The sequence below is a fragment of the Bdellovibrio sp. BCCA genome (assembly GCF_037996825.1).
GTDB lineage: Bacteria > Bdellovibrionota > Bdellovibrionia > Bdellovibrionales > Bdellovibrionaceae > Bdellovibrio.
Window position 1 is genome coordinate 1,394,637 of the sequence record NZ_JBBNAC010000001.1, and the last position, 20,435, is coordinate 1,415,071.

Consider the following 20,435-nt stretch of genomic DNA (forward strand, 5'->3'; position numbering starts at 1 on the left):
GATGGCTAAATTCCAATACCAAGCCAAAAACTCCGGGGGCCAAATGGTTCAAGGAGAAATCGAAGCCGCTTCCCAACAAGAGGCCATCATTCGTCTTAGAGCGCAACAACTTCTTCCCGTACGTGTTGTGCAATTCGGAGCTGCTCGCGCTTCTGCCGGAAAAAATGCCAGCATCTTTGCTGCTCGTGTGAAGGGTAAAGATTTGCAAATTTTCACTCGTCAGTTTGCAACATTGATCAATGCCGGTATTCCTGTTGTGGACTCTTTAAAAATTCTTTCCGAAGGTCTTCGTCCGGGACTGCTCAAAGAGGCCTCTGCGCAGGTAAAAACTTCGATTGAAGGGGGACGTCGTTTGGCGGACTCCATGGCGCAGGTTCCAAATGTTTTTGATAAATTATACGTGAATATGATTCAAGCCGGTGAGGAAGCCGGTATCCTTGATGGTATCTTGCAACGTCTTGCAAGCTACATGGAGAAATCAGAAAAACTCAAAGCACAAGTTAAAGGTGCCTTGGTTTATCCAATGGTCATCATCGTGGTTGCGATGATCGTTATCGCGGGTATTCTGGTTTTCATTATTCCTAAATTCATGGAGTTCTTTGCCTCTTCCGGTAAAGAGCCACCGATGCTCACGCAAATGGTGGTGAACTTAAGTAACTCCATGATTCACAGATGGTATATTTATCTCGTTGTCCTTGTGGTGGGACCTTTTGCTTTCATGCAATGGATTAAGACCGACGACGGTAAAAATACTTTCGATCGCTTCTTGATGAAAGCGCCTGTATTTGGCGAAGTGATTCAAAAGTCCGCGATTGCGCGTTTGACAAGAACCCTTTCAACACTTTTAGGTTCCGGCGTGGGCTTGATTGAAGCCATTGAGATTTCGGCAAAAACCGCAGGCAATATCGTGATTGAGCAGTCTCTTCTAAGATGTAAAGATTCTGTGACTCAAGGTCGTACCTTTGCCGCTCCTTTGGGTAAGGAAAAAGCATTCCCAGAGATGGTTGTACAAATGATTTCCATCGGTGAGCAGTCAGGTACGCTCGATGTGATGCTTGGAAAAATCGCCGACTTCTATGAAGACGAAGTTGAAACTGCGGTGAAAGCCATGACGTCACTTTTAGAACCTCTTTTGATGGTGGTTCTCGGTGGTATTATCGCCGTTCTCGTAATCGCGATGTATCTTCCGATCTTCAATATGGCGGATGTGGTTCAATAGATGCGTCTGAGTCTGGCGTTTCAGAACAATAAAAATCAAGGGCTGATGGTGGAGTTTGCACGCATCAGCCTCTTTGCATTGATCCTCGCGATCAGTGTGATTTCCAGTATTGTTCAAGAGGGATTCATCAATTGGTCTATCTTGGGACCTTTTTACGGAATCCTGACGGTCGCTTTTGCTTTGCACCTGATTTGGTTTTCTTTTTGGAATGAACTTTTAAAACGTCCCGTTTTATTTTTCTTAGGTTTTGTTTTTGATTCCTTGTTTATTTCTCTTTTGATTTATTACTCAGGGATCAATCAGTCTCTTTTCTTGTTCTTACATTTGGTGAACATTCTTTTGGCGGGGATCGCCTGCCGTGGTGTAGGAGCTGTAACGCTGGCTCTTTTCACTAGTATTTTCTTCTCTGTGGCGGCTTTGTTCTCGCCGGAGATGAAAGCGCTTAATTTCTTTTTTTTATTGGCGCTTAATAACATTGCCTTCTTTTCTGTGGCAGGGCTTGCAGGTTATTTAAGTGAACAGTTACAAAGTGTCGGTAGCGAATTAAAAAAGACCGGTTTGAGTCTGCGTTCTGCGCAAGAGCTTAATGAGGTTTTGATCGAAAATATTCCTACAGGAATGGTGTCTTTCACGGAAGCGGGCGAAGTCGTTAAAGCCAACTCTTCTGCTGTTGAGATTTTAGGATTTTCTGATTTTACTAAATTGAATTGGTTTGCGCTTTTTCCGGAAGTGCAAAAGTCGGAAGGTCTCTTTAAGGGCGACGTTAAATACACGGATCATAAAGACAACAGTTCAAAAATTTTGGGAATGACAGTTTCAAAAATCTACAGCCCTGAACTGCAGGCGCATCTGTCGATTGCTCTTTTTGATGATTTGACAAAAATTCGTCAACTGGAATTTAGTGCCCGTCAGAATGAAAAATTAGCAGCCGTGGGTGGTTTGGCGGCGGGGATTGCTCATGAGATTCGTAATCCATTAGCGGGAATCAGCGGTAGTATTGAAATGCTCACACAAACGGTGAGCAATGAAGACGATAGAAAGCTCATGAAAATCGTTCTTCGTGAAATTGACCGATTGAATAATTTGATCACGGAATTTTTGGATTATGCTCGCCCGGAAACTCCTCCGACAGATCCCGTGGATTTATCTTCTTTGTTTAATGAGATTTTGGATTCCATGCGCCTTAACAAGCAAGTGCGTGAAGATGTCGAGCAAGTGCGCGAGTATACGGAGGGTTTAAAAATCCTCGGCCGTCGCGATAAATTGAAACAAGCGTTTTTAAATATCATTATCAATTCATACCAGGCCATGAACGATTCTCAGAAACCGATGATCGCGGTGAAAGCTCTTGTGACTGAAAAAGAAGTGCAAGTGCGTATTCGCGACGCAGGTTCAGGGATGAGTGAAGCGACGAAGAAGAAAATGTTTGAACCTTTCCACACGACGAAACCAAAAGGCACGGGCCTTGGTCTAGCTGTGACTCATAAAATTTTGGAAGGGCATGGAGCACAAGTCTTTGTCGAGAGCGAAGTGGGCGTAGGGACTGAGTTTATTTTGACTTTTCCAAGAGCAAACTGAGAGAATAGTGTTTAATACACAGGACGTGGGAGCGTATAAATGAAGTCGAGAATTCTTGTTGTCGATGACGAAGAATCAATTCGCGAGTTTTTGGAGATCATGCTCAAGAAAGAAGGGTATGAAGTCACTTTGGCTGAGGACGGCCAAAAGGCGAAAGACCTCCTTACTAAAAAAACTTTCGACATGATCATTTCCGATTTGCAAATGCCTCATGTGACAGGGATTGAACTTTTAAAACACGTAAAAGAATCTTACCCAGACACAGTGTTCATGCTGATCACCGCTTTCGGTACAACGGAAACGGCTGTGGAAGCGATGAAGATGGGTGCTTATGACTATTTGACAAAACCGTTTAAGATCGACGAAGTTCGTTTGAACATTCACAACGCTCTTCGCTCTCGCAATCTTGAAGTCGAAAATAGATCTCTTAAAAAAGAACTCGTTAAAGAATACTCTTTCCAAAACATGGTGGGAAATTCTCCTGCGATGCACGCCATCTACGACATGGTGAAAAGAGTTTCCCAAACTCCAACAAATGTTTTGATCACGGGAGAGTCGGGAACAGGTAAAGAGGTTGTAGCAAAAGCGATTCACTACAACGGTCCGTTGAAAGACCGTCCGTTTGTGACAGTGAACTGCGGTGCCATTCCTGAGAATTTGATGGAATCAGAAATGTTCGGTCACAAAAAAGGTTCCTTCACGGGTGCTGTGGCTGATAAAGCGGGTCTATTCGAAGTGGCTGATGGCGGAACCTTGTTCCTCGATGAGGTCGGTGAGTTGCCGCTGACGATCCAAGTAAAATTACTTCGTGCGATTCAAGAGCGTGTGATCCGCAGAGTGGGTGCGACAGATGACATGAAAGTCGATGTTCGTATCATCGCTGCAACAAACAGAAATCTTGAAGAGATGGTGCAAAAAGGCGGCTTCCGTCAAGATTTGTTCTATCGTTTGAATGTTATCAATATTAAAACTCCGGGTCTTCGTGATCGTCGTGATGATATTCCTTTGCTCGCTGGTCACTTCCTTAAGAAGTACAACGAGCGCTTGGGAAAAAACATCGGCGCAATCAGCACAGAGGCGATGGAAATCCTTAAAAAGTACGACTACCCAGGTAACGTGCGTGAGCTTGAAAACTTAATCGAGCGCACTGTGGCTCTTGAAGGTGGCGCGACAATCTTGCCTGAGTCTTTGCCTCCAATGGTAAATACGTCTTCAGGTCGCAAGATGGCTTCATCGAATGAAATCGAAATCGGTGATGATGGTGTTGATCTTGATAAGGTGATGGGACAAATCGAAAAAGAATTGCTCATCAAAGCCATTCACGCTGCCGGTGGTGTTAAGAAGAGAGCTGCCAAGCTTCTTCATATTTCTTTCCGATCTATGCGTTATCGCATCGAAAAATACAACTTAGGTGTTGTGGGTGATGACGAACTTGATGATGAATAATTCTTAAAGAGAAACATTAATTCTTGTGAAAGGGAGCGTTAGCTCCCTTTTCTTTTTGCGAAGTTTCGCTATCCTAACAACATGAGCGTAAAAAAAGTCTTAATCCCTCTTCCCGGCACTGACTTTGACCCCACCGAATCCGCGGTGCCTTGGCGCATTCTTACCAAAGCGGGTGTGCAGGTTGTATTCGCCACTCCTGACGGAAAAGCCGCTTCTTGTGATCCGCGCATGATTTCGGGAAAAGGTTTGGGACTGCTGGCACCCGTTCTTGTGGCTGATAAAAATGGCCAAGCCGCTTATCGCAGTATGATTGCGAGTGCGGAGTTCGTAAATCCTATTTCTTGGGACCATATCAAAGCCGAAGATTATGACGGTGTTCTTCTTCCGGGCGGCCACGCGCCAGGAATGAAAGAGTATTTGGAATCTAAAACGTTGCAGTCGGTGATTGTGGATTTTTTTGAAATGCACAAACTTGTCGGAGCCATCTGTCACGGCGTTGTCTTGGTTTCTCGCAGTGTTGGAAAGAATGGTCAAAGTGTTTTATGGGGAAGAGTGACGACAGCGCTTTTAAAATCCCAGGAGCTGTTAGCGTGGTCGCTGACTTGTTTGTGGCTTAAAGATTATTACCGCACGTATCCGCAAACGGTGGAAGATGAAGTGACAGCCAGTCTTCGTACGCCAGGAGATTTTCAGACGGGCCCTGTGGCTTTGTTGCGCGATAGTGCCGAGAAGTTAAACCGAGGTTTCGTCGTGGAGGATCGAAATTATCTTTCTGCACGATGGCCCGGCGATGCACATCTCTTTGCGACGAAGTATTTGCAGAAGCTTCTGACCTAAGGCGAGTTTCGGGTATTTTCAGCTTGAGAGCTTCGTCAGCAGATGTTTTGCTTAGATCTGTCTGGAGGCTCGATGTCGACAAAAGAAAATAAAAAGGTTGTTTCTCTTCTTAATGAAATCATCGAAATGGAAATTTCAGGTGTAGTTCGTTATCTGCACTATGCTTTGATGATCAAAGGTCCTAATCGTATTCCTATCGTGAAGTGGTTTCATGAACAAGCCAACGAAGGTTATCAACATGCATCTTTGATTGGTGAAAAGATCACAGCGTTGGGTGGACATCCTTCTTTGAAGGTGACTCCAGTTCCTGAAACCAAAACACACAAAGTTTTGGACATTCTTAAAGAAAGCTTGGATTTCGAAGAAGCGGCTTTGAAAAAATACAAAGAAGTGTTGAAGCATTGTGAAGACGATGTGGCTTTGGAAGAAATGATTCGCGGTATGATCCGTTTGGAAACAGAGCATATCGAAGAAGTCGTTAAGATGCTCGACACAAACTAAGATCAAAGATCTCTATATATTGTATTTCAAAGGCGGATGCTTAAAACATCCGCTTTTTTTGTGTCCTACGCGGGCGGTCTTAACAATTCCCAAACAGGGTCCTGACATAAGCTTAGCGGAATCACAACGTGATATTCGCTCTGGAATCTTCTAAATTTCGCGCCATCTGAAATGGCTCAGAAAAAAAGGAGAGTTCCATGAAATATTCCGTTTTAGCGGTGGCTTTGCTGATTTCTTCAGCATCATTCGCTCAATCTAAACATTTGTTCTCTGGCTCTGACACTCTTGGTGGTGTGATGACAGATGCTATTATCGCAGCTGGTCTTGATCAATCCATCGGTTATGTTGGTGGTGGCTCTAGCGTTGGTGAAAAAGCATTGGTTAACGGCGAAATCGGTATCGCTCCAATGTCACGTCCGATGAAACCTGAAGCTATTGCGCAAGCGCAAGCAGCCGGTGTGACTCCTGTTGAACACGTGATTGCTTTGGATGGCGTTTCTGTTTTCGTTAACGGTACAAACGGCACTCCAGGTTTGGATTTGAACACGTTGGCTCGCATTTTCTCTTGCGAAATCACTTCTTGGGCGCAAATCCCAGGTTCTGGTAAATCAGGTGCGATCAATGCTTTCCGCCGTGATGACTTGTCTGGAACAACAGACACTTTTAAAACTTTGGTGGGCGTTAAAAAATTCGGAGCTTGCGTAACAATCGTTCATGAAACGGCTGATATCGCTGAAAAAACGGCAACGGATGCAGATGCTATCGGTTACGCAGGTTTGAGCGGTAAGAACGAACACAACCGTGAATTGGCGATCTCTGCTACGGGAACTGCTTATGTAGCTCCAACTGCGGGAACAATCCGCAACGGAACTTACCCACTTTCTCGTAAGTTGTTCGTTTATGAAGCTTCTGGTGCACGCACTCCAAACAAAGCGGAAGCGCAACTTCTTGAACAACTTTTGGATCGTTCTTTCCTTGATCCTATCGTTCAAGATCACGATTTCGTCACTCTTGATTAATAAGGTGTTTAAGTGAAGCGACTCACACTTCTGCTTATATCATTGTTCACGCTTGCTTCCTGCGGAGGAAAATACACTCCCGGGGAGCAAGACCCTTTAAGAGCAATGCAATGCCCGAATACCGATAAGACGTACAGTTACGACGAAATCGAGTATGAAGGCGGAAAAGGCACGGGCCTCGTTAGTTTCAGCGACCTCCGCGATGGAATTAATTCGGCCTGCATGAGTTGCCATCAGGCTCCCGCACAAAGCGGGGGCTTTTCGTACATTGATTCCTATCGTGGTGAAGTCAGAACCATCGCAGGGAAAACACAATTCTATCCGGGATTTGTGGAAATCGCGGATAAAGTCACAGAATATATTTTCCACGCAGATCCCGATAAACGCATGCCTCCGACGGATCGCCGTCAAAAAAATCCAGAGGCTTTCATCAGTCTTGGAAAAAAGATTCAAGCTTGGGTTGCCGCAGGAAAACCTGATGGCAGTTTTTCTTTAGATCCTAATGCTCTGCCTGAAGCTCCACGTAAACCTCGCTTCCGAGGCAGTCAAAGTGGAAACTGCACGCCGAATTCAGAAATCATCGGCTTTGATTATTGGAAAGACCGTGAGTTTGCGAGCATGGAAAAGTTGCCGCAAAACTTAGCGGACACGGATTTATTTTCTTTAGATGCTTATGAGCTCGCGAAAAAAGGAACGGTGGCTTACACCGTGGAATATCCTTTGTGGGCCGACAACAACGGCAAAGGCCGTTGGCTTCATCTTCCTATGAAACTGGAAGGTTTAAAACTTGTTCGTCAAAAGGCAAAGTACATCGAAGGACAAGAAAACTTCTTTGATATGCCGGAGAACACGCGCCTTTATAAATTCTTTTATAAAAAAATTAAAATGGCCAACGGAAAAACTCGCTACAAGCGTATCGAGACACGCATTATTGTTGTGCGCAAACCTTGGCAAAAAAGTCTTTTTGGCACTTACAAGTGGGACGACTCGGAACAAACAGCGACTCTTGTCGAAACTCCCTATCGTGACGGAACTCCATTTAAAGACACGGTCTTTACTGTGACGGTGGATGAAGTCGCAAAAAAAGTGCGTAACTATGCAATTCCAGGAAGTCAGCGCTGTATTGATTGTCATATGGGTTCGCAAGGTCAAAACTTCGTGATTGGATTTTCCCCTCTGCAACTTCATCGCAGAAACATTGGAGAAGCCGGACGGGAAGAGCCTGTGCAGTATTCTGATCTTACACAAGTGGAGCGTTTAAGAAGTTACGGATTTATTGAAAATGCACCTGTCGAACGAGAATGGCCGATCTTGGAAAAAACTGGAACAAGTGTCGCGCGCAATGTCTATGAAACGCGTGCCGCGGGTTATATGGTTGGTAACTGTGCCCACTGTCACAACCCGAATGGTCTTGCGTTCACAAAAGAAAATGGCATTACGCTAAACCTCACGGCAGGATCTGTTTTCTCTTTCAATACGAAAACTCGTTCAACACAGATTCCATCGCGTTTGATCGTTCACCAAAACGGCGATTTGGATCAAAGCCATATTTGGAGAAAAGTGGCGGATTCTTCTCAACAGTTGGGTTTAACAAGCCAGATGCCGATGAATACTCCAGGCGGACCTGACTGTGGCATTTTGCGCATCATGGGTAAATGGGTGCGCAGCTTTGAAAGCGAACAAGCCGCGGAGCTTTGGGAACCCACTTGCAAAAAAGAAAATGATTTTAAATGGATCGATCAGGATTTCACGGTCTCAACAAGTGATGTGTTTGTGCCAAGAAGATCGGATTGGAATGATCCGGTTTCAGGAATGCCAGTGAAGTTCCGCAGTCTTGAGTTAACGCCCGAGTTAGAAAAGGCCATCACGCAGGAAATTCCTGTGGGTTACTGGAATAAAAAAGAGATTTGCAGTTTTCCCGATAAAAATCTTCCTAAAGAAGAACAGCGTCCTTGGATGATGAAGGGAACTCAACCGAAACGTCCGTTTGGTGAAGTTTATTATTCAACACCAGGGTCGTGGTACTTCCGCACGTCTTGTATGAAATGCCACGGGCCGAATGCTGATGGAAACTCCTCACTGGCTCGCGGAATTATGCAGTGGTCAGGCGGAAGTGTGCGTGTTGCCGATCTTGCTAACGGCATGTTCGGTAAGCACGGGGAAAACTTAAAAACATTTGATAGTGGTGGAAAAAACTATGCGCCTCAGTATTTATTCTGGATGGCCATGGAGGGAACTCGGGTGCAATTCCCTCCGGAGCTTTCAAGCTTCGTTGGAAAACACGGCGGTCAGATGCTCAATCAAATGCGTGAGAAATGTTTAAACCAAATTTCTACGGCCAAGACATCATCGCCTGTATTTATGGATCACGAGATCTTTAATAAAGTCTGTTTTGTGAACAACTTGCATCCAGGGCATCCGGATTTGGCGTTTAATCCAAACACCAATAAACCACTCTATCCGGAAAAAGTGGAAGCGTGGTTGGATCGCGCGGCCTTTAATATTGGTTATGCGATTTTCTATTATTTAAAAGATATGTCTCAAGGTGTTGTTCGACCTAGCAACGACCAATGTGAAGTTCTTTATCCTAAGAAGGAGCAATAGTTATGAAATACGTTTTATTTGTTTTATTTTTTATGTGCTCTCCCGGTTTTGCGGCGACGTCTTTTAAGATGACGAAGGAAAGCGGCACGACAAATTTCTTAGCGATTGGAAATCCCAGCGCGATCCGTATTGACGGAAAAGGCGAAGGACCTGAAGGAACTTTGTTGGCGCAAGAAAAGGGCGAAAACTGGATTGTCTCGGGCGACCTTCGTGTGAACCTTAAAAACACGGATACCGGTATTGCTCTTCGCGATCGTCATATGAAAGAAAAATATCTTGAAGTCGGTAAATTCGAAAATGCGACTTTAACAGTCAACGATCTGACGGTTCCAAAAAATGCGGTGACTAAAGAATCAGAAACAAAGTTGCCGTTTACTGGAACTTTAGATCTGCATGGAATCAAGAAGCCTGTGCAAGGCGAGTTTGTTGTGAAGTCTTCGAAAGAAGGCCTCAAAATGACGGCGAGCTTTCAATTAAAACTTTCTGATTTTGGTATCGTGATTCCTTCTTTTGCGGGCATCACGGTGGCTGACCAGGTTGAAGTGAACACGGCTTCTACAGTCGAGAGGCTGCAATGAAAATAAATCTGCTTTTTGCAGTGCTTGTGGCGACGGCTCTTGGGGCTTGCAACTACAATCACGTCAAAAAAGAAAATGCGGCAATGGGTGGAGGTCTTGGTAAACAGGAAGCCATGATTGCTGCCAGCCTTGATTACCAAAGCTTGAATATGGCAGTGATTGGACCAGAGTGTCTTCGCTGTCATTCAACTCCGGGGGGTGTTCAGGGAGGTTTGAATCTTGAAACCTATCAACAAGTGCGCGCAAATCTAAGCCGCATTTATTATCGCTCGATCGAAAAAAGAGACATGCCGTCAGGTGGTTTGGGCGCAGCTCAATATGATTTGCTTAAAGCCTGGATTGAAGCCGGAGGACCTGAGCGCAACACAGGTCGCGGTAACGCCCGGCCGATCAAAGGACCTATCAACTGGCCTGTGATTAAAAACCAAGTTTTAAAATCAAGCTGTCTTGATTGTCATCGTGGTGCCAACGCGGATGCAGGGCTTGATTTTGAATCACTGGATGTTGTGAGAAAAAACATCGGACGTATTTTTGATTCGGCCATTGTGAAGCAAACCATGCCACTAGAACCTTATGGAGCTTTGACGGAAGCTGAAAAACAAGCCCTGATGAAGTGGATTTCGCAAGGAATGCCAGAGTGAAGTATTTTTTCGTTCTTGTTCTGTTTTTATTTGCTAATAAATCTTTCGCTTACCCTGAAATGATTCGACACGGTTACGTGAACTGCATGGCCTGTCACACGACTCATCAAGGCGGAGACATGCTCTCAAAATATGGCCGGGAGCTGGGGAAAGAGCTGTTCTCCCGCAACGATTCTATTTTTAAAGCTCCTAATGCTGAGAAAAATTATTGGGAAATTGAGACGCCCGAATGGTTGCGTGTCGGTGCGAACGTTCGTCTTTTACAAACCATGACGGAAAATTCAGTGGCTTCCAAGGGCCGCTTTATGTTTATGCAAGTGGATATCGATACGCTTTTTAAGGTGAGCGATAAAACAATTGTGTATGTCTCTGTCGGTCGCTATGAACCGTCAAAGTCTGATGCTGAGTGGAGAGATTTTATCTATATGCCAAGAGCGTGGGCTCAGTATTCCGAAAACTGGCGCGGCGGAGCTGAAGCCGCTTCTTTGCGCGCAGGACGTTTTTATCCTGTGTACGGTTTGAATATCGCTGAGCACACTTATGTGACCCGTCGTTATTTAGATTTTAATCCGGGACAAGAAAGAGTTTCAGCGGAACTTGCGTGGAGCAATGAAAACTACCAGGTCGTTGCAACGGGTCTTGCCCAGCGCGCTCGCTTTGACAAATACGACGATGAAAAAGGTTACGTTCTGCAAGTTTCCAAGGTATTTGGAAAAACAGCGCGTGCCGGTGTGAATATCTATCGTAGTAAACTCTCACAACAAGGTGGAGATCAGGATAAAGCGTTCGAAGGTATTTTCGCTTTGATTGGCTGGACTCCGGAAATATCAATACTGTTTCAAGCTGATAAGATTTATTATCCCGACGGAAAAACAGGATTCGTTGATTTCTTAAAATTGGGTTATGAGTACACTCAAGGTGTGCAACTTTTCCTGACTCAAGAATATTACAACGCAGATACTGAGAAGACAGATCCCCATTTGGAGTCTTACGGTATTGGTGTTCAGTATTTCCCATTTCCTAATTTTGATTTCTTTGCCACGTACAAAAAAACAAAAGACTCGTCACAGCTTGATGAATATCAAAATGTGGTTTGGTTGATTGCACATATTTATTTGTAGGAGTTTTTATGAAGTTCGGTCTTGTATTATTCATTCTTATCGTAACGTGTTTTGCAAAAGAGCAAACTACCGTTGTGACACCTTCTGAGACTAAAGCTGCAAGTGAAATGACGATGCCAAAAGAGGAAGCGACGCCAACTCCGGCGCCTGCACCACCACCAGCTGTGGCAACCACCGTCGCTGATGTCATTCCAAAAAAAGAAACTCCAAAAGAAGAGCCCTTTCAATTTTTTGGTGACTTCCGTTATCGCCAGCAGATGGAAACACAAGCTCCAAAACAACAGCGAAGCATTCAGCGTATTCAAGCGCGTTTTGGATTAACCAGTCAGCTTCATGAAGATTTAAAAGTGACTTTGCGTTTGATGACGGGAAGTTCTGCGAATAGCGGAAATCAAACTTTGGGCGACGAAAAATCCCCCGGGATGCCTCGCCGTAATTTTGGCTTGGATCAAGCGTTCTTTGACTACAGGCCCCTCTCAGTTTTAAATATTTACGGCGGCAAGATGCCACAGCCACTGACGTTTGCGGGGAAAAACCAAATGCTTTTGGATCGTGACATCACGTTGGAGGGTTTAGGTCTTAAATACAATCAGCCGTTAAACGATGAATGGAGTTTCTTCACTCAGGGAGGAATGTTCTGGGTGCGTGAAAACTACGACTCCCAATTCGGTGAAGAACAGACGGATAATTTTTTAAATGCGATTCAAATCGGAGCGCAGTGGAAGAAACAAGATTGGACCGTTCTTTTGGGCGTGGGTTCATTCTCATATACAGATCTTAAGGACAATCCTCCGGCGAATATCACATCGGGCGCAACAGGCAACGGCAATACGCTGGATATCAATGGCAACTATCCGACAAACTTTGACATCGAACAGGCGTTTATCGAAGTCAAAAAGAAACTCGGCTCTTGGGATCTTTCAGCGTTTTATGAAACTCTTAAAAACAAAGATACAGATACACTTAATAAGGCCCACGCTTATGGTCTGATTGCCGTTTACAAGGCTTGGAGTCTGACGTGGACTCAAGAGGAAGTGCAAAAGGATGCCGTGCTGGGTGTTTTCACAGACTCTGATTTTGGTGGAGGTGTGACTTCCACGCGTGGTCAGGTGTGGAGTCTCGCATATAAAATCACAAAGAAAGTGCAAGTGCAGTACACAGTGTTTAAGAATGAAAATTCAATCGACACCATTCCGATGAACTATGACCGCACTCACATAGATCTTTTAATGACGTTCTAACTTATTTGCAAACCAGGGTGTGGATGATATCGCTGGCGTAAGCGTAAAGCATATCTTCCTCGCCTTGGAACTCAGGGCGTCCCATCATCAAAGACACGACAAGTTCTTGCGAAATGCGACGAGCTTTGCTGAAGTCATCCACCGTTTTGTTTTCAATGACAATGATCGACTTTTCTTTTCCAGATATTTTGAAAACACCTTCTTTAGGATCTTTGAGATCTTGATACCTATGAAGGTTAATATCTTCTAAAGTCACCTGTGTGTCAGAACCCGTTTGTTCGACAACAAGCTGGTGAGTTTGCGTGGTTCCTACGCAGCGACTGACCGGCGCCGCAAAAGCGGGAAGAGTAAAAAGAAATGCTAATGATGTGATGACGATTTTCATGATGACCTCCTAAAAAGGGAAGTCTTAGCTTTGAGTTTTAAAAAAGACCAATTATCAATTCTTCATTTCGCCTTATTAACAAATTTCTATCTAAAATATGTATTCCTCCAAGGCGTTTTGACTTCAAACCCTGTTTTTGCTCGGATCTGACAAGGAGGATCTATGGTGTCCGCTCAAATTCTTGTCGGAAAAGGGGATGTGCCATGTCTTTTGGAGGCCCGCTACGCCAATCGACATGGACTTATCGCAGGAGCTACGGGCACCGGAAAGACGGTCACTTTGCAAGTACTTGCAGAGGGCTTTTCAGATTTAGGAATTCCTGTTTTTCTGGCGGATGTAAAAGGTGATCTGGCAGGTCTTTCCCAAGCTGGAAAAAACGATCCGAAACTTATCGAGCGGGCACAGTCCTTAGGAAAAGAGGGTTTTCAGTTCCGCGCTTATCCGGTTATTTTTTGGGATGTCTTTTCAGAGAAAGGGCACTCGGTGCGTTCAACCATTTCAGAGATGGGCCCCTTGTTGTTGGCGCGTTTGATGGATCTGAATGACATACAAACCGGAGTTCTCAATTTAATCTTTAAATATGCCGATGATAACGGGCTTCTGCTTTTGGACATGAAAGATCTAAAAGCTCTGGTAAGTTTTGCCTCAGAAAACACGGAAATTTTTGGTAAAGACTACGGAACCGTAAGCAAACAGAGCTTAGGAATCATCCAAAGAGAACTGTTAAGTCTTGAAGAGCAAGGAGCTGACAAGTTTTTTGGTGAACCGACGTTGAAGTTAACAGATTTTATGCAAACAACACTGGAAGGGCGCGGACACGTTAATATTTTGGCGGCAGAAAAACTTTTTGCCAATCCCAAACTCTATGCGACCTTTTTATTGTGGCTGCTCTCCGAATTATTCGAGACGCTGCCTGAAACGGGTGATGCTCCTTTGCCTAAGATGGTTTTCTTTTTTGATGAAGCCCATTTGTTGTTTAACGATGCTTCAAAAGCTGTTTTAGAAAAAGTGGAACAAGTCGTCCGCCTTATCCGCTCCAAAGGAGTGGGCGTTTATTTTATTACACAGAATCCTCTGGATGTGCCCGAAAAAATTTTAAGTCAGTTGGGAAATCGGGTGCAGCATGCTCTTCGGGCGTTTACTCCCAAGGATCAAAAATCCGTGAAAGCTGCTGCTGAAACGTTTCGTGCCAAACCCGGTTTGGATGTGGCGACGGTCATCACAGAGTTGGCTGTCGGGGAGGCCTTGGTCTCAATGCTTGACGAGGGCGGCGTGCCTTCTCCAGTAGAGCGCGCAAAAATTTGTCCTCCGCAGTCACGCATGGGAACGATCACGATGGAGGAGCGCCAGGCGGTGATGAGTCGTTCTCCATTTAAGGATCAATACACACAAGCTGTGGACCGTGAGTCGGCGTATGAAAAACTGCAAGCCCGAACGCAAGAGAAAGTCGCAGAGCCTGACTCAAAGAAAAGGTCTGGCAAAGAACCCGACAGTGTTTGGGAGATAGCTGCAAAAAGTGCCGTTCGTGCTGCCAGTTCAAAAGTGGGCCGTGAAATTGGTCAGTCGTTATTGCGGGGAATCTTGGGTTCTTTAAGTAAAAAGTAAAGGGCTTGTCGGTCCTTAGAGGCAAAAGTTGACCCTTTAGTATCATTGGTTAGAATCATCTTAATTGTTTTTTAGGAGATTTTTATGCGCGTTCAGTTTGTTGTTATCGCTCTGGGATTTCTTTTCTCTTTAACAGGAAATGCGGCTCAAAGATCCTTCACGGTTTTTTCTTCAAAACAAATCACTCCCAAAGTGGAGAGATTCTACGGACAAGATGGCAATGCTTTTGCGACGATGTTTTGCAATCCCGAATCACCGCAGGTAATGATCGTCGACAGTCGCTTGACGGACTTAGATGGAAAAACATTTTTGTTCGGCTCTTTGCAAGCGTGTGAAAAAGGTCGTGCGGATGCGCGCAACTCTTTAAACAAATGTCTTGTTGAACTTGTCATTGATACGACAACTCAAGCGGCTGTTGTGAAAGTGAGCCGTTGTAAATAGCTCACTTTAACGCAGCGTTTCGATGCGCGGCCCAACGCGTTGACGGAAGTTCCAACCAGAGAGAGTTTCAATATCTTGGAGGCTCCAGTTGGTTTCAAATGAACTTGTTAAACGTCGTCGTATTTTGTTAGTAACCGCTCTTTGCTGTTTGGTTTCGGTAGCGAGCATGATTGTCGCGAAAATCCTGTTGATGGGCATCGCACTTTTCACAAACCTTTTTTATTTCCAAAAATTTTCTATCGAATATTCTTCGCCTGCGGATAATCACCTGGGAATTTGGGCGATCTTCATTCCGGCGATTGGCGGGGTGATTGTTGGTATTATGGCGAAGTTCGGCTCGCCCGGCATTCGTGGTCACGGCATTCCTGAAGCGATGGAAAACATTCTGCAAAAAGAGAGCAGAATCCCACGTCGAATGACATTCTTAAAACCTATTTCGTCAGCAATTGCGATTGGCTCTGGGGGACCTTTCGGTGCCGAAGGACCGATCATCGCAACAGGTGGTGCTTTAGGTTCTTGGTTGGGACAAATTGTTCCGGTGAGCAGTTATGAGCGCAAAGTTATTTTGGCAGCAGGAGCGGCGTCGGGAATGACCGCTATTTTCGGAACACCATTTTCAGCGGTGTTGTTGGCGATTGAACTTTTGCTTTTTGAATACAGAGCAAAATCATTTATCCCCGTAGCACTTGCAACTGTCGTGGCGTCCACTTTGCGCGCGACAGTGATGGGTGGAGAAGCTTTCTTTACGATGCCTCCGATTCACTCTCCAGATTTGATCAGCTTGTTTATCTATCTCGCCTTCGGTGCGTTGATGGGAGTTCTTGCCGTTGGAGTTACGAAGTCGGTTTACTGGATCGAAGACATGTTTGAGAAACTTCCTATTCATTGGATGTGGTGGCCTGTGATTGGCGGTCTGGTTGTGGGCTTGGTCGGACTTATCGAGCCTCGCGCCTTGGGGGTCGGATATGACAACATCACAATGAGTCTTGCAGGTAAGCTGAGTGTTGGCGCGGCTGTCAGTATTTTTGTTTGGAAGTTTCTTGCATGGTCGGTTGCCTTGGGAAGTGGAACTTCTGGAGGAACGCTAGCACCGCTTTTGACTTTAGGATCTGCCTTTGGATTTTTAGTGGGAACGGGGCTTGCGTTTTATTTCCCAGAACTTCACACAGATGTTTCAACAATGGCTTTGATCGGAATGGCAGCACTTTTTGCCGGTTCTTCGCGGGCGCTTCTTGCATCCGTACTGTTTGCGCTTGAAGGCACGCAACAGCCCGTGGGAATGGTTCCGCTTTTAGGTTGCTGCTCCATCGCGTATTTGGTTTCCTCCGTCTTGATGAAAAACACGATCATGACTGAAAAGATCGCCCGCCGTGGCGTCTCTGTTCCGCATGAGTATTATTCGAATCCGGGATAAAAAGGGAAAGATGGCTTCACTGCCACCGTGGAAGTGAAAAATCTGCTTTCTTCAATCTGAATAAATCAGTTTCAACATCGAGAAGAAGTATCCTACGGTCGAATTTCATGCCCAATTTTTCCAGAATTTTTTTCGAGGCTGCATTGTCTGGAGTCACCGTTGCGGTGATTTCGGATAAATTCAGCTTTTGAAAAGCATGGTCACAAAGCGCTTTGGCAATTTCCAATCCATAACCTTTGCCCCAAGCGGTTTCACGAAGGCGGTAAGTGATGTCTACCAAGTTCTCGTTGTTATATTGCCAGGGTGTTAAACCGCCTATGCCAATCAAAGAGCCCGTGCTCTTTTCCCAGACACCCCATTTTCCTAGACGAGTTTCATTATACAGTTGGATAGAAGTGCGAATCCAATTTAGAGCAGATGCATGGTCGGTCTGACGGTAAATAGTAATAAGATGAAGATTGAAGCCGTTGTCTTGAGTTAGATTGAAAAAATCCTGAGTTTGGCTTTCAAGCCAAGGCTTTATTTCCAGACGTTCCGTTTCAATCATATTCGATCCTTTTGGTGGCCCCACGTGGACTCGAACCACGATCGACGGTTTAGGAAACCATTGCTCTATCCTGTTGAGCTATGGGGTCGCTGTTAAGTATAAATATATATGAGGTAAAATAAGGCACGCAAGCCATGGAGCTCCAGAAGGCACAAGTTTTAATGCCGTATTTTTGGAATCGTGGTAAAAAGATTTCTATGCGGACGATCTCTAAAATCCTTTTAATCATTCTAATAGGGCCTTCAATGCTTTACGCAAACGAAAAGGCTCTTATCATCAGCGGCTTTGATGATGTTTTACGTCAGGCTGAAAATACGGGATTGGTTAAATCTGCTGTTAAAATTTTAGAAAAAGACAAAACCTTTGCAGGAATGCCGGAGTTGTATTCGGTGATTTCAAAACAGGAAACCGCACCGCATTTTTATGTGGTCAGTGCGATTTCGTCGTGGTTTGAAAAACGCATTTCCGATTTTCTAAGGGCTTCCGGTTATCCTGAAAATCACCGTTATTTACGAAACTGGCTCACAGAGTGGTCGATTGAAGATTTTAAAATCTCGCGCATTGAAAAAATCGTGGAAGATCATCCGCAAAGAAAATTTATTGTGATCTTTGATAACTCAGAGCCAAGCGTCCAGATGGCGACAGCCCTTCACGAAAAATTTGGCGATAAAATCCAGGCGATCTATCTGCGTGAGGTGGTTAAAAAAGAAACCCCATCATCAGCCATTTCGTTCTTCACCGCTTTTGATATCGCGATGAATGAATTCGCGTCCGGTCGCATGACAACAGAAGAAGTGCAAGCTGTAGGGCAGGCGATTCTCAAAGAACCCCATGCAGAGCAAATAATTCCCTCTTATGCTCTTTGCCCGTCAGAAATGAGATGCAATGGAGTCAGCGCAGAACTTGCTTCGCTCTGCCAAGACGTCCAAAAACATTTACAGTCCGTTTGCGCGCAACACTAAGTGCATCCGCGAATCAGATAAAGAATCAGCAAAATAGGAATCGGAACTCCTATCAGCCATAATAAAATCCAACCGATTTTTCCGGATTGATTTTTGTTCGCCATAAGCCCCTCCTTGGTCTTACGAAAACTTCAAAATCTTTTTTTATTTTATAATAAGTCGGGTAAATAAGAAGCCATCCATGTGATGGCTTCTAACATTTATAAACTCTTTTGCAGAGGGGACTGAAGCACAGGCCACGTGCTTTTAAGAACAGCTGGACGGCCTTGGAACACAAGAATACCGAAAGTTCCATAGTGAGTTAAGCGGCCAGCCCACTCGACGGGATTGTTATCTTTGCTCCAGCGAACCCACACGAGGGGTTGCGCTGGATTGTTCTTTAGTCTTGTGACTAAAACCGTGCTTGTGTTTTCAAGCAAGAACTCTTGACCGTCAATCGTCATCTTCTTGTCAGTCAGTGAGAACTTTTGATCCAAAAGCTGCGCTTTCATAAAACTCGCAAAAGCATCTTTATCGCCGACGAAAACCAAAGCTCCTTCCAAAGCGATCTGTAAAGAGTCCGTTACTGCGGTGAGGGTGCTTTTACCTTCGGCAGATTGAGCCCAAGTTTGCGCGAATTTTTCCGCATCGGCGTTTTCTTTATCAAAATAAAAATTCACAGAAGCGCTACCAAGAACGGAGGATAATGTGGCAGGACGTTCTTCTAAATAAAGATCGCGGAAGATATGAAAATCAGGATCGACAGAAATATGCACGGGCTTTGAGCGGCTGATCAATGAGAACACACCAGACTTGTCGGTGAGGCGAGCAAGCTGACGAACTTCCTCTCCAGATTCTAACTTCCAAACTACGGGAATAGACAAGTCGTACATTTCAGCTTGTTTTTGAGAAAGCAGGTAAGTGGTACTATAAGAACCGTCCAGCCATCTCATTACTTTCGCGTCTGTCAGTTCAACTTTGGGAGCGCCAGTGCGATCAAGCCATTGCGTGAAGAAGCCTTGCAGATCTTGGTTCGTGATTTTTTCGAAACTTTTTTGAACCTCATTAAAAGAAACGCGTTGAAACAGATTCTCAGTATAAAAATCTTGAAGAGCTTTCTTGAAAAGATCTTTTCCGAATTTAAACTCTAACATGTGAAAGATCATCATGGACTTGCTATAGCCCACAGCTTGAGAGCTGGAATTATGACGGCCTTTAAACTGGCGTACCGGAAAATCTTTCCCGGCATTTGCAGAAACAAAATCACCGTAATTGATCAAAGCATTCATGCGATAGCCGCGTTCGTTGCCGACTTTTTCCTGTTGCCAATAATCCGCCATGTACGTCGTTAAGCCTTCACTCCAGTTGCCTTTTTCATAATCAACGTAAACGCTATTACCCCACCAGTTGTGCAAAACCTCATGTGGCAAAGAAGAATTTAAAATGAACGGCAAGCGGATAACCGTAGGCCCCAGCAAAGTAAAGCTAGGCATTCCGTAACCTGTTTCCCAGAAGTTTTCTACGACAGTGAAACTGGAATACGGATAAGGTGAAATGGTGTTGCTATAGTGCTCAAGATATTCAGGAACCAGAGATAAAAAAGTCTGAGCTAAAGAAGGATCGGCTTTGCGTAAAAGAACTTGGATTTTCTTTCCGGCAACGTCAGCTTCGTAACTTTGAAAGGGGCCCGCAACCAGATAGATCTCTTCTTGCGGATAGATTTCAACAAAGCGAGATGTGCGGATGGCATTAGCAACTTGAGTGCTGGCGATTTGGCCTTGTACTAAAGAACGCCAGTCCGCCGGAGTTTGCACAGTCACATCAAAACTTTTCTGTGTGTCTAAGAAAAACGGATACCAGTAAGTGCTCCCAAAGAGAGTCGCTCCTTCAGGGGCAATCAAACCATTACTATTGTCGTTCACAACAGCATCGTAAATCACGCCGTAATAACTGACCGAAACTTTATTGTCCTGAGTTCCTAGTTGCAAACCGTACTCAGAATAGGGTTCACTTGCAGTCCCTGCATGCAAAAGAGTCAAAGAATCGTCAGCACTCGTTATGGAAATGCGCAGATCTTTGTGTAGCAGAAAGCTTAGTTTGCGAGGAGAATCTTTCGGAAAAGTGAGTGTGTCCTCCGCTTTCATCATCTTCAATCCTGGATAAATCTCCACCTGCATTTTGTGATGCAAAGGAGCGGAATGAGACTGCATGGAGACAAGCAAAATAAAAAGAAGGCCGATCACAATCATCAACTTGTGAAGAGCTTGCGCTTTGGTCATGAATTACCTCTAAAACGAGGACCATTTCTACGCCCGCT

The 20,435-nt window shown here is 44.7% G+C and carries 18 protein-coding genes and 1 tRNA gene; 15 read left to right on the forward strand and 4 right to left on the reverse strand.

Annotated elements, in window-relative coordinates; translation table 11 throughout:
• Position 1 precedes the first annotated feature (1 nt).
• The 11 genes from AAAA78_RS06860 to AAAA78_RS06910 all read left to right on the forward strand — a co-directional run bounded on the left by AAAA78_RS06860 (position 2) and on the right by AAAA78_RS06910 (position 12,785).
• The gene (locus tag AAAA78_RS06860) at positions 2 to 1,219 is read left to right on the forward strand and encodes a type II secretion system F family protein (RefSeq protein WP_295905130.1); all 1,218 of its coding nucleotides are present in this window, start codon (positions 2 to 4) and stop codon (positions 1,217 to 1,219) included.
• Positions 1,220 to 2,797, forward strand: coding sequence for a two-component system sensor histidine kinase NtrB (locus AAAA78_RS06865; RefSeq protein ID WP_340591040.1), 1,578 nt, complete (start codon positions 1,220 to 1,222; stop codon positions 2,795 to 2,797).
• A 39-nt stretch (positions 2,798 to 2,836) separates the two neighbouring features.
• A complete protein-coding gene (locus AAAA78_RS06870; protein ID WP_340591041.1) occupies positions 2,837 to 4,243 on the forward strand; it encodes a sigma-54-dependent transcriptional regulator in 1,407 nt (468 codons plus the stop codon).
• Between the two features lie 81 nt (positions 4,244 to 4,324).
• The gene (locus AAAA78_RS06875) at positions 4,325 to 5,080 is read left to right on the forward strand and encodes a type 1 glutamine amidotransferase domain-containing protein (RefSeq protein ID WP_340591042.1); all 756 of its coding nucleotides are present in this window, start codon (positions 4,325 to 4,327) and stop codon (positions 5,078 to 5,080) included.
• Positions 5,081 to 5,152: 72 nt separating this feature from the next.
• Positions 5,153 to 5,581: a ferritin-like domain-containing protein gene (locus tag AAAA78_RS06880; RefSeq protein WP_340591043.1), complete on the forward strand. Its 429-nt coding sequence runs from the start codon at positions 5,153 to 5,155 to the stop codon at positions 5,579 to 5,581.
• A 197-nt stretch (positions 5,582 to 5,778) separates the two neighbouring features.
• Entirely contained in the window at positions 5,779 to 6,600 is an 822-nt protein-coding gene (locus tag AAAA78_RS06885) for a PstS family phosphate ABC transporter substrate-binding protein (protein ID WP_340591044.1), read from the forward strand.
• A gap of 12 nt (positions 6,601 to 6,612) precedes the next feature.
• Positions 6,613 to 9,204 (forward strand): hypothetical protein, encoded by a 2,592-nt coding sequence (locus AAAA78_RS06890; protein WP_340591045.1) that lies wholly within the window; start codon positions 6,613 to 6,615, stop codon positions 9,202 to 9,204.
• 2 nt (positions 9,205 to 9,206) lie between these two features.
• On the forward strand, positions 9,207 to 9,782 hold the full coding sequence (locus AAAA78_RS06895; protein WP_340591046.1) for a YceI family protein: 576 nt from the start codon (positions 9,207 to 9,209) through the stop codon (positions 9,780 to 9,782).
• A complete protein-coding gene (locus AAAA78_RS06900; RefSeq protein WP_340591047.1) occupies positions 9,779 to 10,423 on the forward strand; it encodes a hypothetical protein in 645 nt (214 codons plus the stop codon). Before AAAA78_RS06895 ends, AAAA78_RS06900 begins: the two co-directional genes overlap by 4 nt.
• Positions 10,420 to 11,544 (forward strand): hypothetical protein, encoded by a 1,125-nt coding sequence (locus AAAA78_RS06905; RefSeq protein WP_340591048.1) that lies wholly within the window; start codon positions 10,420 to 10,422, stop codon positions 11,542 to 11,544. The genes AAAA78_RS06900 and AAAA78_RS06905 overlap by 4 nt, the downstream gene beginning before the upstream one ends.
• A gap of 8 nt (positions 11,545 to 11,552) precedes the next feature.
• Positions 11,553 to 12,785: a putative porin gene (locus AAAA78_RS06910; protein ID WP_340591049.1), complete on the forward strand. Its 1,233-nt coding sequence runs from the start codon at positions 11,553 to 11,555 to the stop codon at positions 12,783 to 12,785.
• Between the two features lies 1 nt (position 12,786).
• Here the strand turns inward: AAAA78_RS06910 and AAAA78_RS06915 are convergent, their stop codons facing one another.
• On the reverse strand, positions 12,787 to 13,170 hold the full coding sequence (locus AAAA78_RS06915; RefSeq protein ID WP_340591050.1) for a hypothetical protein: 384 nt from the start codon (positions 13,168 to 13,170) through the stop codon (positions 12,787 to 12,789).
• 162 nt (positions 13,171 to 13,332) lie between these two features.
• Here AAAA78_RS06915 and AAAA78_RS06920 point away from each other — a divergent pair, with 162 nt between their 5' ends.
• The 3 genes from AAAA78_RS06920 to AAAA78_RS06930 all read left to right on the forward strand — a co-directional run bounded on the left by AAAA78_RS06920 (position 13,333) and on the right by AAAA78_RS06930 (position 16,630).
• Entirely contained in the window at positions 13,333 to 14,775 is a 1,443-nt protein-coding gene (locus tag AAAA78_RS06920; protein WP_340591051.1) for a helicase HerA-like domain-containing protein, read from the forward strand.
• Between the two features lie 84 nt (positions 14,776 to 14,859).
• Positions 14,860 to 15,216 carry a hypothetical protein gene (locus AAAA78_RS06925; protein ID WP_340591052.1) on the forward strand — a complete coding sequence of 119 codons (357 nt, stop codon included), beginning with the start codon at positions 14,860 to 14,862 and terminating at the stop codon, positions 15,214 to 15,216.
• An 88-nt stretch (positions 15,217 to 15,304) separates the two neighbouring features.
• Complete coding sequence (locus AAAA78_RS06930) at positions 15,305 to 16,630, forward strand: chloride channel protein (protein ID WP_340591053.1); 1,326 nt, start codon at positions 15,305 to 15,307, stop codon at positions 16,628 to 16,630.
• Positions 16,631 to 16,646: 16 nt separating this feature from the next.
• Here AAAA78_RS06930 and AAAA78_RS06935 read toward each other — a convergent pair whose 3' ends face one another.
• Positions 16,647 to 17,177 carry a GNAT family N-acetyltransferase gene (locus tag AAAA78_RS06935; RefSeq protein WP_340591054.1) on the reverse strand — a complete coding sequence of 177 codons (531 nt, stop codon included), beginning with the start codon at positions 17,175 to 17,177 and terminating at the stop codon, positions 16,647 to 16,649.
• A gap of 12 nt (positions 17,178 to 17,189) precedes the next feature.
• Positions 17,190 to 17,265, reverse strand: a tRNA-Arg gene (locus AAAA78_RS06940).
• 46 nt (positions 17,266 to 17,311) lie between these two features.
• On the opposite strand from AAAA78_RS06940, the gene AAAA78_RS06945 reads away from it, so the two are divergent.
• Positions 17,312 to 18,139, forward strand: coding sequence for a phosphatase domain-containing protein (locus AAAA78_RS06945; protein WP_340591055.1), 828 nt, complete (start codon positions 17,312 to 17,314; stop codon positions 18,137 to 18,139).
• 200 nt (positions 18,140 to 18,339) lie between these two features.
• Here AAAA78_RS06945 and AAAA78_RS06950 read toward each other — a convergent pair whose 3' ends face one another.
• Entirely contained in the window at positions 18,340 to 20,397 is a 2,058-nt protein-coding gene (locus AAAA78_RS06950) for a M1 family metallopeptidase (protein WP_340591056.1), read from the reverse strand.
• Positions 20,398 to 20,435 lie beyond the last annotated feature (38 nt).

What these genes read in the sequence shown, in the direction of transcription:
- AAAA78_RS06865 (WP_340591040.1), top strand. Translation starts at nt 1,220, where the DNA reads ATGCGTCTGAGTCTGGCGTTTCAGAACAATAAAAATCAAGGGCTGATG.
- AAAA78_RS06880 (WP_340591043.1), top strand. Translation starts at nt 5,153, where the DNA reads ATGTCGACAAAAGAAAATAAAAAGGTTGTTTCTCTTCTTAATGAAATC.
- AAAA78_RS06920 (WP_340591051.1), top strand. Translation starts at nt 13,333, where the DNA reads ATGGTGTCCGCTCAAATTCTTGTCGGAAAAGGGGATGTGCCATGTCTT.
- AAAA78_RS06870 (WP_340591041.1), top strand. Translation starts at nt 2,837, where the DNA reads ATGAAGTCGAGAATTCTTGTTGTCGATGACGAAGAATCAATTCGCGAG.
- AAAA78_RS06945 (WP_340591055.1), top strand. Translation starts at nt 17,312, where the DNA reads ATGGAGCTCCAGAAGGCACAAGTTTTAATGCCGTATTTTTGGAATCGT.
- AAAA78_RS06950 (WP_340591056.1), bottom strand. Translation starts at nt 20,397, where the DNA reads ATGACCAAAGCGCAAGCTCTTCACAAGTTGATGATTGTGATCGGCCTT.
- AAAA78_RS06895 (WP_340591046.1), top strand. Translation starts at nt 9,207, where the DNA reads ATGAAATACGTTTTATTTGTTTTATTTTTTATGTGCTCTCCCGGTTTT.
- AAAA78_RS06915 (WP_340591050.1), bottom strand. Translation starts at nt 13,170, where the DNA reads ATGAAAATCGTCATCACATCATTAGCATTTCTTTTTACTCTTCCCGCT.
- AAAA78_RS06885 (WP_340591044.1), top strand. Translation starts at nt 5,779, where the DNA reads ATGAAATATTCCGTTTTAGCGGTGGCTTTGCTGATTTCTTCAGCATCA.
- AAAA78_RS06860 (WP_295905130.1), top strand. Translation starts at nt 2, where the DNA reads ATGGCTAAATTCCAATACCAAGCCAAAAACTCCGGGGGCCAAATGGTT.
- AAAA78_RS06935 (WP_340591054.1), bottom strand. Translation starts at nt 17,177, where the DNA reads ATGATTGAAACGGAACGTCTGGAAATAAAGCCTTGGCTTGAAAGCCAA.
- AAAA78_RS06925 (WP_340591052.1), top strand. Translation starts at nt 14,860, where the DNA reads ATGCGCGTTCAGTTTGTTGTTATCGCTCTGGGATTTCTTTTCTCTTTA.
- AAAA78_RS06900 (WP_340591047.1), top strand. Translation starts at nt 9,779, where the DNA reads ATGAAAATAAATCTGCTTTTTGCAGTGCTTGTGGCGACGGCTCTTGGG.
- AAAA78_RS06875 (WP_340591042.1), top strand. Translation starts at nt 4,325, where the DNA reads ATGAGCGTAAAAAAAGTCTTAATCCCTCTTCCCGGCACTGACTTTGAC.
- AAAA78_RS06910 (WP_340591049.1), top strand. Translation starts at nt 11,553, where the DNA reads ATGAAGTTCGGTCTTGTATTATTCATTCTTATCGTAACGTGTTTTGCA.